Genomic DNA, 13,688 nt, shown 5'->3' with positions numbered 1-13,688 from the left:
GTTTCGTTGTTAGACAGCCCTCCAGCCGCCCATTACTCTGCGATAAATTTTGTCACATTTTTATCAACGGGTAGACGAGGGGCAGTGGGTGAGTGGAATAAAAAATAAGCTAAACAAACTGTTGCGCTATCGGCTGACGCCGCTGGCGTTGGTCTGCGCGCTGGGATTGAGCACCGCCGCGCAGGCGGAAACGCTGGCCGAAGGCATTACGCCGGCCAGCGACGCCGCTCGGGTGCCGGCCGCCGCCAAACTGCGCAAAGATACCGTCGTGGCGGGCATCTCGGAGCCGCAGGGGATTTTCAACCCGTATCTGTTCACCAACGGCTGGGACGAGAACGTGACCGACGTAATCTTCAGCCGGCTGATCGGCCTGGACAGCCAGGGCAAACCGGAAGGGCGCCTGGCGGAGTCCTGGCAGGTCAGCCCCGATAATCTGACCTACACCATCAAGCTGCGGCCGAATCTGGTCTACAGCGACGGCTCGCCGCTGAAGGCCGACGATATCGCCTTTACCCTGACGCTGCTGCATGACCCGGCCTATGACGGCGATACCGATATCACGCCAGCGCACATTCAGGGCGGCGCCGAGTATAAAAACGGCACCGCGGCCGGCATCAGCGGGCTGAAGGTGATCGACGATCGCACCATTCAGATCGTCACCACCCAACCGGGCGCGACCACGTTGCAACTGATTGGCGGGCCGGTATTGTCGCGGGCTTACTACGGCAAAGACTATCAGCGCGGCAAGCTCGACGGCGTGCGCGCCTTGAACGGCAAGCCGCTCGGCAACGGCCCCTACATTTACGACAAGTACGTGCCGGGGCAGGAAATCCGCTTCCACGCCAACCCGAACTTCTACCTCGGCCCGCCGCCGATGGCGCGCTTTATCTATCGCGTCACCAACCCGGCCACCAACTTCCAGCTGTTCCAGACCGGTGAGACCGACTACGACGCCTTTACCGCCAAGCCGGACGATATCGAACAGCTCAAGCTGCTCGGTTTCGCCAATATCAACCTTTACAGCTCGAGCGATTACAGCCGGGTTGATTTCAACCTCAGACGCCCGGCGCTGCAGGACAAGCGGGTGCGTCAGGCGCTGATCTACGGCCTCGATCGGCAAAAACTGATCGCCGTGGTGTACCAAGGGTACGGCAAGGTCGCCAACCAGCCGATTTCGCCGATCTCCTGGGCTTACGACGCCAACGGCATCAATCCTTACGCTTACGATCTCGATAAGGCCAAAAAGCTGTTGGACGAGGCAGGCTGGCAGGTGGGCGCTGACGGCATCCGGCAGAAAGACGGTAAAAAGCTGGAGCTGACGCTACTGGTGACCAAAAAGCTGATCAACGACGCGCTGGTGCCGATCGCCAAGGATAACTACCGCCGGCTCGGCGTGGTGCTGAAACCGCAGGTATTGGATTTCAACGCGCTGCTGGCGCAGCGCAAGGCGGGCAATTACGACCTGGCGTCTCTCAGCACCAGCACGCTGAACGATCCGCACGACGGCGTACGCGACTTCATCAGCCGCGAGAGCGAGACCGGCTACCACAACCCGCAGGTGGACGCGCTGATCGCCAAAGCCAATGCCACGCTGGATATCGCGCAGCGTAAGCCGCTGTACCATCAGCTGTATCAGGTGCTGGCGGACGATCCGCCGGTGATCCTGCTCGGCAACCGCGAAATCTTGAGCGCCAGCAGCGCGCGCGTCACCGGCTTTAAACCGGATATCTACAACGGACTGGTCGGCAGCCTGCCGAACGTCAAACCGGCGCCGTAACGCCCCGATGCCGCCGCGCCATTCCGGGCGGCGGCGATGGAATTCGCGATGAGAAATTTTATCCTGCGCCGTTTGTTGCAGACTATCCCGATGCTGTTGCTGGCTTCATTGCTGATTTTTTGCATCTTCGCCCTGGCGCCCGGCGACTTTATCGACGGCAATATCAACCTGACCGCGCAACGCGCCGCCGAGCTGCGGGCGCTGTATGGGTTGGATCAGCCCTTGTTCAGCCGTTACCTGCATTGGCTTGGCCGGCTGTTGCAGGGCGATCTCGGCTTCTCGCTGCAGTATCAGATCCCGGTCAGCACGCTGCTGAACCAATACATCTGGAACTCGTTCCTGCTGGCGGCGGTGGCGATGGTGCTGTATTGGGGCATCGCGCTGGCGGTGGGAGTGATCTCGGCGATGAAACCCTATTCGCTGTTCGATCATCTGATCACCGTGGCGGTGTTCGCCGCCATGTCGTTTCCGACGTTTTTCCTTTGCCTATTGCTGATCAAATGGTTCGCCGTCGATCTGCACTGGTTGCCGGCGGGCGGCATGTTGCGCACCGGCAGCGAAGCGAGCGGGCTGGCCTGGGCGCTGGAGGTGGCGGCGCACCTGCTGTTGCCGGTGCTGGCGCTGGTGATGCTGCAGGCCGGCAGCCTGACGCGCTATTTTCGCGCCAGCATGCTGGAGGTGATCCGCATGGACTATATCCGCACCGCGCGCGCCAAAGGGCTCAGGGAGAAAACGGTGATCCTCAAACACGCGCTGCGCAATGCGCTGTTGCCGATCATCACCCTGCTGGGGTTCGAGCTGCCGGGATTGTTCTCCGGCGCGCTGATCACCGAAAAAATCTTCAACTGGCCGGGCGCCGGGCATATCCATATCGATTCGCTGGCGGCGCGCGATTATCCGGTATTGATGGGGTTCACGCTGTTTCTGGCGGCGTTGACCATTCTCGGCAATCTGCTGGCGGACATTCTGTACGCCTACGCCGATCCACGCATTCGCTTGAGGTAACACGATGTGGGTAACGCTGTTTTTCGGGCGCCGTCGCCGCTGGCGCCAGGCGCAGTTGCCGGCGCTGGCGCAGCTGTCTCCGCCGCCCGCCGCGCAGGCATGGCGCCGTCTGCGTCGCCACCGACCGGCGATGATCTCGCTGGCGCTGCTGGTGCTGTTGGCGCTGCTGTGCCTGATTGGGCCGTCGCTGTCGCCGTGGCCTGACGATGCCGGCGATGTGCTGAACATCAATCAGGCGCCGAGCGGCGCGCATTGGTTGGGCACCGACTTTCTCGGCCGCGATATTTGCACCCGGCTGCTGCTGGCGGGGCGAATATCGCTGACCATCGGCCTGGTGTCGATGCTGCTGTCGGTGACGCTGGGTTATGTGCTGGGGGCGTTCGCCGGTTATCTGGGGGGCGTGGCGGATCGGTTGATCATGCGCTTCGCCGATCTGTTGATGACCATTCCCGGCCTGCCGCTGCTGATCATCATGGGGGCGATGCTGACCGAACTCGACGTGTCGCCGGACTACCGTATCTACATGGTGATGATCATGCTGAGCCTGCTGGGCTGGCCGTCGCTGGCGCGGCTGGTGCGCGGCCAGATCCTGTCGCTGCGCGAGCGGGATTTCATGTTGGCCACCGAAGTGCTGGGGCTCTCCACTCGGCGGCGCCTCTTCGGCCATCTGTTGCCCAATACCGTGCCGATTTTGGTGGTGGTCGCCACCATGGCGGTGGCCAATGCCATCCTCAGCGAGTCGGCGTTGAGCTACCTTGGGCTGGGCGTGGTGCCGCCGACGCCGTCGTGGGGCAACATGATGGACGCCGCCAATAGCCTGATCGACTTTCAGCGCCGCCCCTGGCTGTGGATGCCGCCGGGGCTGGCGATCTTCGTCACCGTGGTGGCGATCAATATCTTGGGCGACGGCCTGCGGGACGCGCTCGATCCGAAAATGAGCGGGGTAAAACGATGAGTCAACCGCTGGTGGCGTTCGACCGGCTGTCGGTGTCGTTTCATGGCGAGCAGGGGCCGGTGCGGGCGGTGCAGCAGGTCAGTCTTGAACTGCAGGCAGGGCAAACGCTGGGGATCGTCGGCGAATCGGGCTGCGGCAAAAGCGTGACCGCCATGGCGCTGATGGGGCTGTTGCCGCAGCCGCTGGCGCAGATAGACGGCGGTGAGATTCGCTTTGAAGGGCAAAACCTGCTGTCGCTGCGGGCATCCAAGATGGCGGATCTGCGCGGCAACCGGCTGGCGATGATCTTTCAAGAGCCGATGAGCGCGCTGAATCCGGTGTTGACCCTTGGCGAACAGCTGGTGGAGCCGCTGATTCGCCACCTGACCCTGTCGCCGAAAGCGGCCTGGCGCCAGGCGATTCAACTCTTGACGGAAGTGGGGTTGGCGCGCGCGGAGGCGCTGATGCGCTGCTATCCGCATCAGCTTTCCGGCGGCATGCTGCAGCGCGTGATGATCGCCATGGCGATCGGGTGCCGGCCGGCGCTGCTGATCGCCGACGAACCGACCACGGCGCTCGACGTTACGGTGCAGGCGCAGATCCTGGCGTTGCTGCGCGAGCAGAGCCGGCGACACAACATGGCGATGATCTTGATCACCCACGATCTCGGGGTGATCGCCCAGATGGCCGATCGGCTGGCGGTGATGTACGCCGGGCGCGTCGTCGAGCAGGGAACGACCCGGGAAGTGCTGGACGAGCCGCGACATCCCTATACGCAGGGGCTGATCGCCTCGCGGCCGGTGCCGGGGCAGCGGCGACGCCGCTTGTACTCCATTCCCGGTCAGGTGCCGGATCTGGCGCGGCTGCCGGAGCATTGCGCTTTCGCCGAGCGCTGCGCGCAGGCCTCCGCTCGCTGCCGCGACGGCATTCCGCCGCTGTACGGCTCCCGTCAGCGCCAGTCCGCCTGTTTCCTTAACGCCGGAGGGCGCCCGCATGTCGACTGAACCTTTGGTGGAAGTGAAAGGATTAAAGAAATATTTTCCGCTGCGCGACGGGCTGTTCGGGCGCACCACCGGTCAACTGAAGGCGGTGGACGACGTCAGCTTCAGCATTCGCAAGGGGCGCGTTTTCGGGCTGGTGGGCGAGTCCGGCAGCGGCAAAACCACCGTTGGCCGCACGCTGCTCGGCCTGCACGACAAAACCGCCGGTGAGGTGCTGTTCAAAGGGCAGGCGTTGGACGGTCTGAGCAAGGACGCGTTGCGCGCCCTGCGGCCGAAAATGCAGCTGGTGTTTCAGGATCCTTACAGCTCGCTGAATCCGCGTCTGCGAGTGGGCGACGCCATTGGGGAAGCGCTGTTGCAACACGGCCTGGCGAGCAAGGCGGAACTGCGCGAACGGGTGCTCGATACCCTGACGATCTGCGGGTTGTCCTCACAGCATTACGGGCGGTTTCCGCATGAGTTTTCCGGCGGCCAGCGGCAGCGTATCGGCATTGCGCGCGCGTTGATCCTGCAACCGGAATTTATCGTCGCCGATGAGCCGATATCGGCGCTCGACGTGTCGATTCAGGCGCAGATCATCAATCTGTTTTCCGATTTACAGGAGCGGCAGGGGGTGACGCTGCTGTTTATCTCGCACGATCTCGGCGTGGTGGAGCATCTGTGCCAGGATGTGGCAGTGATGTATTTGGGGCAGATCGTTGAGAGCGCCGATCGCGATGCGCTGTTCCGACAACCGCTGCATCCTTACACGCAGGCCTTGTTGGCGGCGGTGCCGACGCTGGATGCGCAACGCGCGCCGGCGTGGGTGGCCGGCGGCGAGCCGCCGAACCCCGCCAACCCGCCGCGCGGCTGCCGTTTCCATCCCCGCTGCCCGCTGGCCACGGCGCAGTGCCGCGAACAGGCGCCGCAGCTGCGCAGCGTGGCGCCCGGTCATCAGGTGGCTTGCCACCTGGTCGGTTAGCGTCAGGACAGGTAGTGTTTCAACGCGCGCCCGGCCTGGTGGATCGCCGAATGCACCGCCGGGACGTGGGCGAGCGGGTTCAACAGGCCGTAGTCGTGGATTAGCCCGTTGTAGCGGGTGGAGGTGACCTCGACGCCGGCGGCGTCGAGCAGACGCGCGTAGGCTTCGCCCTCATCGCGCAGCACGTCCAGCTCGGCGGTCTGCACCAGCGCCGGCGGCAAGCCCCGCAGCTGTTCCGGCGTAGCGTTGAGCGGCGAGGCGTAGATGTCTTTGCGCTGCGCTTTATCGGGCGCATAGCTGTCCCAAAACCACTTCATCATATTGCGGGTCAGGAAATGGCCTTCGGCGAACTGATGGTAGGAATCGGTATCAAAATGGGCGTGCGTAACGGGCCACAGCAGGATCTGGCAACGCAATGCCGGTAGGCCTTTTTCTTTGGCCATCAGGCTGACCACCGCCGCCATATTGCCGCCGACGCTGTTGCCGACCACCGCCAGCCGTGAACCGTCGACGTTGATTTTTTCGCCATATTCGGCCACCCATTCCGTGGCGGCGTAAGCCAGATTGATCGCCTGCGGATAGTGCGCTTCCGGTGAACGGGGGTAGTTGACGAATACCGCCGCCGCGCCGGAGCTGTAAACCAGATCGCGCACCAGCCGTTCATGGGTGGGAAAATCGCCCAGCACCCAGCCGCCGCCGTGAAAGAACATGAATACCGGCAATGTCTCCTTGACCCTGGCCGGCCGCACCAGCTGCAGCAGAATATCCTGGCCCTCTACGTGAATGGTTTTCTCGCTGATCTCCACCTCGCGCAGCGGCACGTCTACGCTGCGCTGCGCTGCTTCCAAAACTCTGCGCGCCTCTTTGGGCTTCATTTGTTCCATAGGTTTACCGCCGGCGGCATTCAGCGTCTCGAGAAACGTGCGGATGTCGTGCTGGAGGAGAGGCCGGCTGAGATCGACGGTTCGTTTGGGCATGGTGACTCCTTGTGCGCAGAAGAAAAAGTGCGGTCAGAATCACAGTGTAGTCGTTGGCGCATAAAGCGGGAGCCGCGGCTGGCGGCGATCGGCGCGGTTCGTTTTCCGGGGTGCTGCCGATGGAATAGGCGCTTCGTCGCCGCATTGCCCGATCCTGGCGCAGCGCTGCACCGGGTTGGGGCAAAAAGTGTGATGGCGAGCAAATCGGATGAAATTATTTTTGCGAGCGCGATCAGAAATCCTGAAGTTTTTCGCAATTGAATAGGATTTCGCGAGCAATGATGATTTTAGGCCTTATTTTTTAAATTATGCATTGCAAATGCATATAAAATGAATAAATATTCATTATAAGCCGTTGTTTTAACGTAAAAAATAGCAAAATCCGGCAAAAATCCCGTTTTGGCACGATAGCTGCTCTACACTCTTTATCAAACGACATGTATTTTAACTGCTCGTTAACATTTACTCCCCGCTCAGGGACCGGATAAGCGCCATAAATAGTGAAAAACCGATTTTATGTAACATATTTGTTTCTAAATCAGCGGTGAGAGACAGCATTTTCTCCGCCGGGAAAGTCGGTTTTGAACAGCGGTTTTTTTGCATTGTGGCGGCCTAGCCGGGCTTGCGCGGTCCTTACAGTCAAAATTCAGCCTTTGCTGAGATTATGAGGTCACTATGGAACAGCCAATCGCAGTTACCCGCCAGTCTTTTGATGACTGGATGGTCCCGGTCTATGCCCCTGCCGATTTTATTCTGGTGCGGGGTGAAGGATCGCAGGTGTGGGATCAACAGGGTAAGTCTTACATCGATTTCGCCGGCGGCATCGCGGTTAACGCGTTGGGCCATGCGCACCCGGCGGTCAAGGCGGCGCTGGTGGAGCAGGCGGGCAAACTGTGGCATCTGGGCAATGGCTATACCAACGAACCGGTGCTGCGCCTGGCCAAAAAACTGATCGACGCCACGTTCGCCGACAAGGTGTTTTTCTGTAACTCGGGCGCAGAAGCCAACGAAGCGGCGCTGAAACTGGCGCGCAAACATGCGCACGACCAGCACGGCGCCGGTAAAGATCAGATTGTGGCGTTCAACAACGCGTTCCACGGCCGTACGCTGTTTACCGTGTCCGCCGGCGGCCAGCCAAAATATTCGCAGGACTTTGCGCCGCTGCCGGGCGGTATCACCCATACGCCGTATAACGATCTGGCCGCAGCGGCCGAGCTTATCAACGATCGCACCTGCGCGGTGATCGTCGAGCCTATCCAGGGCGAAGGCGGCGTGCTGCCGGCGGAAGCCAGTTTCCTGCAGGGGCTGCGTGAACTGTGCGATCGCCATAACGCGCTGCTGATCTTCGACGAAGTGCAGACCGGCGTCGGCCGCACCGGCCATCTGTATGCCTATATGCAGTACGGCGTGGTGCCGGACGTGCTGACCACCGCGAAAGCGCTGGGCGGCGGCTTCCCGATCGGCGCCATGCTGACCACCGATGCGCTGGCGAAAACGCTGGGCGTCGGCACTCACGGCACCACCTACGGCGGCAACCCGCTGGCGACGGCGGTGGCGGGGGAAGTGTTCTCCATCATCAATACCCCGGAAGTGCTGGAAGGCGTCAAGCAGCGCCACCAGTGGTTCATCGACGGGTTGAACGACATCAACCGTCAGTATCCGATCTTCGCCGAGATCCGCGGCGGCGGTTTGCTGATCGGCTGCCAACTGAAGAAAGACTATGCCGGCAAAGCGAAGCAGATCACCCAACTGGCCAACGAAGAAGGCGTTATCGCGCTGATCGCCGGCCCGGACGTGGTGCGTTTCACGCCATCGCTGATCATCCCTGAGCAGGATGTGAAAGAGGGGCTGGCGCGATTCGCGCGCGCCGTGGCGCGCATTTGCAGCTAATCAGCGGGCTGCGCCTTCATCGGCGCAGCCTGATTCAGAAGAGGTTCGCATTATGATGATTATTCGCCCTATAGAGCGCCGCGATTTGGCGGATTTGCTGACGCTTGCCGGCAAATCCGGTATCGGTCTCACGTCGCTGCCGCAAAATGAAGATACCCTGTCGGCACGCATTGAGCGGGCGTTAAAAACCTGGCAAGGCGAACTTCCGCAAAGTGACCAGTGTTATTTGTTCGTGTTGGAAGACAGCGAGCGCCGGCAGGCGGTGGGGGTCTGCGCGATCGAAGTGGCCGTCGGCCTGGCGGAACCCTGGTACAGCTTCCGCGTCGGCACGCAGGTGCACGCTTCCAAACAGCTGAACGTCTATAAATCGGTGCCGACGCTGTTCCTCAGCAACGACCATACCGGGCATTCGGAACTGTGCACGCTGTTCCTCGATCCGGACTATCGTCACGGCGAGAACGGCAAGCTGCTGTCGAAGGTGCGTTTCCTGTTTATCGCCGCGTTCCGTGAACGCTTCTCCCGCCGTCTGATCGCCGAGATGCGCGGTTTCTCCGATGAAAACGGCCGTTCGCCGTTCTGGGAGAGCGTCGGCCACCGTTTCTTCTCCATCGAGTTCGCCAAGGCGGACTACCTGAGCGGCACCGGACAAAAAGCGTTTATCGCCGAACTGATGCCGAAACACCCGTTGTATGTCGATTTCCTGGCCGAAGACGCGCAGAAGGTGATCGGTGAAGTGCACCCGCAAACCCTGCCGGCGCGCCGCCTGCTGGAGGCGGAAGGCCTGAGCTATCAGGGCTACGTCGATATCTTCGACGGTGGCCCGACGCTGGAAGCCGAAATCGACCACATCCGTGCGGTGAAGCAGAGCCGCCTGGTCAAAGTGGTGCTGGATGACACGCCGATGCGCGCCGATGCGCCGGTCCATCTGGTCGCCAACGACAACTATCAGAATTACCGCGCACTGCTGGTCAATGCCGATCTGTATGACGACCGCCTGCATATCAACGCCGCCACCGCTGCGGCGCTGGGCGTCGAGCAGGGCAGCCCGGTGCGGGTACTCCCCCTTATTGCACAGGAGAAAGCATGATGTCCCATCCTGCACTGTTGATTAACGGCGTCTGGCGGCAGGGCCGCGGCACGGAGTTCGGCAAGGCCGATCCGGTCGGCAATCAGCCGCTGTGGCGCGCCAACGCCGCCGACGCCGATGACGTCGCCGCCGCCTGCGAAGCCGCGCGCGCCGCATTCCCCGGCTGGGCACGTACGCCGTTCGAGCAGCGCGAACAGCTGGTGAAACGCTTCGCCGCTTTGCTGGAAGAACATAAACAGTCGCTGGCGGAAACCATCAGCCGCGAGACCGGCAAACCGCGCTGGGAAACCCTGACCGAAATTCAGGCGATGATCGGCAAGGTGGGCATTTCACTGCAGGCCTATCAGGCGCGCACCGGTTTTAGCCAGACGGCGATGGCCGACGGCGCTTCGGTGCTGCGCCATCGCCCGCACGGCGTGCTGGCGGTGTTCGGGCCTTACAACTTCCCCGGCCATCTGCCGAACGGCCATATCGTGCCGGCGCTGCTGGCCGGAAACTGCGTGGTGTTCAAGCCGAGCGAACTGACGCCGCTGACCGCCGAGGAGACCCTGAAGCTGTGGCTGAAGGCCGGTCTGCCGGACGGGGTGATCAATCTGGTGCAGGGCGGCCGGGAAACCGGCGAGGCGCTGGCCGCCAGTGCAGATATCGACGGCCTGTTGTTCACCGGCAGCGCCGGCACCGGTTACCACCTGCATCGCCAATTGGCGGGGCAGCCGGAGAAGATCCTGGCGCTGGAGATGGGCGGCAACAACGCGCTGATCGTCGATGGTTTCGAGGATCGCGACGCGGCGGTCAACCTGGCTATCCAGTCGGCGTTTATCTCCGCCGGCCAACGCTGCACCTGTTCACGCCGCATTTTGGTTAAGCAGGGGGCGGAAGGCGACGCCTTTATCGCGCGTTTGGTTCAGGTGGCGGGCGAGCTGCGCGTCGGCCGTTGGGATGCCGAACCGCAGCCGTTCATGGGCGGCGTAGTGTCGGCGGCCGCAGCGGAAAACATGCTGAAAGCGCAGCAGCGCTTGCTGGCGCTGGGCGGTAAATCGCTGCTGGCCATGCGTCTGCTGGAGCCGGGCAGTTCGCTGCTCAGCCCGGGCATCATCGAGCTGACCGGCGTGGCCGGCGTGCCGGACGAAGAGTACTTCGGGCCGTTGACCACGATCGTGCGTTACCGCGATTTCGACGAGGCCCTGCGGCTCGCCAACCAGACGCGCTACGGCCTGTCGGTGGGATTGGTCTCGCCGCAGCGCGAGCTGTTCGAGAGGCTGCTGCTGGAAGCGCGCGCCGGCATCGTCAACTGGAACAAGCCGTTGACCGGGGCGTCCAGCGCGGCGCCGTTCGGCGGCGTGGGGGCTTCCGGCAACCATCGCCCAAGCGCCTTCTATGCGGCGGACTATTGCGCCTGGCCGATGGCGTCGCTGGAAAGCGAAAGCCTGTCGCTGCCGGCGACGCTCTCGCCGGGCTTGTCGTTCCGTTAATCGTCTGCGGCGGCGTCATGGCGTCGCCGCAGGCCATCCCCAGGGGATAGCCATGTCAGGATATGAAGTCAATTTCGACGGTTTGGTGGGGCCGACGCACCACTATGCCGGGCTGTCGTTCGGTAACGAGGCCTCTACGCAGCATCAAAACAGCGTATCGAACCCACAGCTGGCGGCGAAGCAGGGGCTGCTGAAAATGAAGGCGCTGGCCGATCTCGGTTTCCAGCAAGGGGTATTGCCGCCGCAGGAGCGGCCGCATTTGCCGATGCTGCGTCGCCTGGGCTTCAGCGGCAGCGATGAGGCGGTGCTGGCGCAGGCGATGCGTCAATCGCCGCGTTTGCTGTCGGCGCTCAGTTCGGCGTCCTGCATGTGGACCGCCAATGCGGCCACGGTGTCCCCCTCGGCGGACAGCGCAGACGGCAAGGTGCATTTCACCGCCGCCAACCTGAACAATAAATTCCACCGCGCCATTGAAGCGGAAACGACCACCGACGTTTTGCGGGCGATGTTTAACGACGACCGGCATTTCGCCCACCATGAAGCGCTGCCGCAGGTGGCGTTGTTTGGGGACGAAGGGGCGGCCAACCATAACCGGCTGGGCGGCGATTACGCCAGGCGCAGCGTGCAGGTGTTCGTTTACGGTCGCCAGGAGTTTGGCGGCGAAACGGCGCCGGCGCGTTATCCTGCGCGCCAGACGCGCGAAGCCGGTGAGGCGATCGCTCGCCTGCACCAATTGGACGAGCAGCATACGGTCTTCGTGCAGCAAAACCCGGCGGTGATCGACCAGGGCGTGTTCCATAACGACGTGATTGCGGTCAGCAACCAGAACGTGCTGTTCCACCACCAGCAGGCGTTTTACCGCCAGCAACAGGCGCTGGATGAAGTGCGCCGCAAGATGGCGACGCTGGACAGCGAGCTGGTGGCGATCGAAGTGCCGACGGAGCGCGTCTCGGTGGCGGACGCGGTGGCGACTTATCTGTTCAACAGCCAAATTCTCACCAAGCCGAACGGCAAGATGATGATCGTGGTGCCGGAAGAGTCGCGCCAGCATGCCGGCGTGTGGCGTTATCTGAACGAGATGGTCGGCAGCGGCGGCCCGATCGATGAAATCCGCGTGTTCGATCTGCGCGAAAGCATGCGCAACGGCGGCGGCCCGGCCTGCCTGAGGCTGCGGGTGGCGCTCAACGATCAAGAGCTGCGGGCGGTGAATCCACGCGTCATGATGAACGATCGGCTGTTCGCGACGCTGAACGAATGGGTGGATCGTCATTACCGCGATCGCCTGACGCAGGATGACCTGGCCGATCCGCTGCTGCTGCGCGAAGGGCGCGAGGCGTTGGATTCGCTGACGTCGATCCTCGGTCTCGGGTCCATCTATCCGTTCCAACGTTAAGGGAGGCTGCATGATCGATCTACTGCCCCTGACGCTGGAGGGGAAAGAACCCGCCGAATGGCAGGGCGAAACGCCGCAGCTGCGCTGGCGTTGGCTGGGGGAAGGGGTGTTGGAGCTCACGCCGCGGCAGCGTTATCGCCAGGCGTTGGTGGTGTCGGCGGGCGTACACGGCAACGAAACCGCGCCGATTGAACTGCTCAATCAGTTAATCGGCGATCTGTTGAGCGGCCGCTTGCCGCTGGCGGTGCGGCTGTTGGTGGTGCTGGGCAACCCGGCGGCGATGCGGGCGGGCAAGCGCTATCTGCACAGCGACATGAACCGCATGTTCGGCGGCCGCTACCGCAACTTCGCCGCCAGCGGGGAAACCGCGCGCGCCCAGCAGTTGGAGCGCACGCTCGCCGCCTTTTTTGATGGCGAACAGGCGGCGCGTTTCCATTACGATCTGCACACCGCCATTCGCGAGTCGCATTTGCCGCGCTTTGGCATTTTGCCCTTCCAGAAGCGCCCGTACAGCGAACCGATGCTAAAGCTGCTGGATGCCGCCGATCTGGATGCGCTGGTGGTACACAGCGCGCCGGGCGGGACTTTCAGCCACTATTCCAGCGAGCATCTCAATGCGGCGAGCTGTACGCTCGAGCTGGGCAAGGCGCGGCCGTTCGGCAGCAACGATCTGCAACAGTTCGCCGCCATCGATCGCGCTCTGCGGGCGGCGGTCAGCGAGGGGCCGTTGCCGGAGCGCGTGGGCGAGGCGATCCGGGTATTCCGTGTGATGCACTCGTTGATCAAACACAGCGAGGATTTCAAGCTGCATCTGGATGATGACACCGCTAACTTCACCGAGTTGAAACCGGGGATGTTGCTGTGCGAGCAGCCGCAGGAGGAGTATCGCGTTGGCCAAGAGGGCGCGTGGATACTGTTTCCTAACCCCACTGTGGCGCTGGGCCTGCGCGCCGGCATGCTGTTGAGCGAAGTTTCCCGTTCTACGTTGTATTGATTTATCCTCGGCGGCGCCGTCAGCGCGCTGCCGTTTATTCCTTTCATTATTTTAATCTGCTATTTCCCGCTATTTAAATGGCCATAAATCGAATTTTATTCGTCCTATAGGGATTTCTTTACGTGAATGAATAAAGGCCGTATTCAGCCGTTATCGGAAAGCCTTAATTGCCTGGTGACTTTGTTAAGATAAAAATG

The 13,688-nt window shown here is 62.1% G+C and carries 11 protein-coding genes; 10 read left to right on the top strand and 1 reads right to left on the bottom strand.

Features of this window, described 5'->3' with window-relative positions; all coding sequences use genetic code 11:
• The first annotated feature begins 88 nt into the window (after nucleotides 1–88).
• Genes HWW83_RS03710 through HWW83_RS03690 form a run of 5 tightly spaced genes read left to right on the top strand, consistent with a single transcriptional unit; the run spans nucleotide 89 to nucleotide 5,678 of the window.
• Complete coding sequence (locus tag HWW83_RS03710; RefSeq protein WP_033643412.1) at nucleotides 89–1,777, top strand: ABC transporter substrate-binding protein; 1,689 nt, start codon at nucleotides 89–91, stop codon at nucleotides 1,775–1,777.
• Nucleotides 1,778–1,825: 48 nt separating this feature from the next.
• A complete protein-coding gene (locus HWW83_RS03705; RefSeq protein ID WP_004934604.1) occupies nucleotides 1,826–2,782 on the top strand; it encodes an ABC transporter permease in 957 nt (318 codons plus the stop codon).
• Nucleotides 2,783–2,786: 4 nt separating this feature from the next.
• Nucleotides 2,787–3,737 (top strand): oligopeptide ABC transporter permease, encoded by a 951-nt coding sequence (gene opp4C / locus HWW83_RS03700; protein WP_046687269.1) that lies wholly within the window; start codon nucleotides 2,787–2,789, stop codon nucleotides 3,735–3,737.
• On the top strand, nucleotides 3,734–4,720 hold the full coding sequence (locus HWW83_RS03695; protein WP_122003911.1) for an ABC transporter ATP-binding protein: 987 nt from the start codon (nucleotides 3,734–3,736) through the stop codon (nucleotides 4,718–4,720). Before opp4C ends, HWW83_RS03695 begins: the two co-directional genes overlap by 4 nt.
• Entirely contained in the window at nucleotides 4,710–5,678 is a 969-nt protein-coding gene (locus tag HWW83_RS03690) for an ABC transporter ATP-binding protein (RefSeq protein ID WP_122003910.1), read from the top strand. The genes HWW83_RS03695 and HWW83_RS03690 overlap by 11 nt, the downstream gene beginning before the upstream one ends.
• A 2-nt stretch (nucleotides 5,679–5,680) precedes the next feature.
• Here HWW83_RS03690 and HWW83_RS03685 read toward each other — a convergent pair whose 3' ends face one another.
• Nucleotides 5,681–6,655 (bottom strand): alpha/beta hydrolase, encoded by a 975-nt coding sequence (locus HWW83_RS03685; protein WP_033650922.1) that lies wholly within the window; start codon nucleotides 6,653–6,655, stop codon nucleotides 5,681–5,683.
• A gap of 675 nt (nucleotides 6,656–7,330) precedes the next feature.
• Here HWW83_RS03685 and HWW83_RS03680 point away from each other — a divergent pair.
• The 5 genes from HWW83_RS03680 to astE are packed head-to-tail and all read left to right on the top strand — an operon-like array spanning nucleotide 7,331 to nucleotide 13,491.
• The gene (locus tag HWW83_RS03680; protein ID WP_015378175.1) at nucleotides 7,331–8,545 is read left to right on the top strand and encodes an aspartate aminotransferase family protein; all 1,215 of its coding nucleotides are present in this window, start codon (nucleotides 7,331–7,333) and stop codon (nucleotides 8,543–8,545) included.
• Nucleotides 8,546–8,597: 52 nt separating this feature from the next.
• On the top strand, nucleotides 8,598–9,632 hold the full coding sequence (gene astA, locus HWW83_RS03675; protein WP_004934585.1) for an arginine N-succinyltransferase: 1,035 nt from the start codon (nucleotides 8,598–8,600) through the stop codon (nucleotides 9,630–9,632).
• Nucleotides 9,632–11,104, top strand: a complete 1,473-nt coding sequence (gene astD, locus HWW83_RS03670) for a succinylglutamate-semialdehyde dehydrogenase (protein ID WP_176589130.1) — start codon at nucleotides 9,632–9,634, stop codon at nucleotides 11,102–11,104. The genes astA and astD overlap by 1 nt, the downstream gene beginning before the upstream one ends.
• A 52-nt stretch (nucleotides 11,105–11,156) precedes the next feature.
• Nucleotides 11,157–12,497 carry an N-succinylarginine dihydrolase gene (gene astB / locus HWW83_RS03665; protein WP_033643406.1) on the top strand — a complete coding sequence of 447 codons (1,341 nt, stop codon included), beginning with the start codon at nucleotides 11,157–11,159 and terminating at the stop codon, nucleotides 12,495–12,497.
• Between the two features lie 10 nt (nucleotides 12,498–12,507).
• Complete coding sequence (astE, locus tag HWW83_RS03660) at nucleotides 12,508–13,491, top strand: succinylglutamate desuccinylase (protein ID WP_069100979.1); 984 nt, start codon at nucleotides 12,508–12,510, stop codon at nucleotides 13,489–13,491.
• The last annotated feature ends 197 nt before the right edge of the window (nucleotides 13,492–13,688 follow it).

The sequence above is a fragment of the Serratia ureilytica genome, assembly GCF_013375155.1.
GTDB classification, from domain to species: Bacteria; Pseudomonadota; Gammaproteobacteria; order Enterobacterales; family Enterobacteriaceae; genus Serratia; species Serratia ureilytica.
This window is presented reverse-complemented; position numbering and strand designations above follow the sequence as displayed.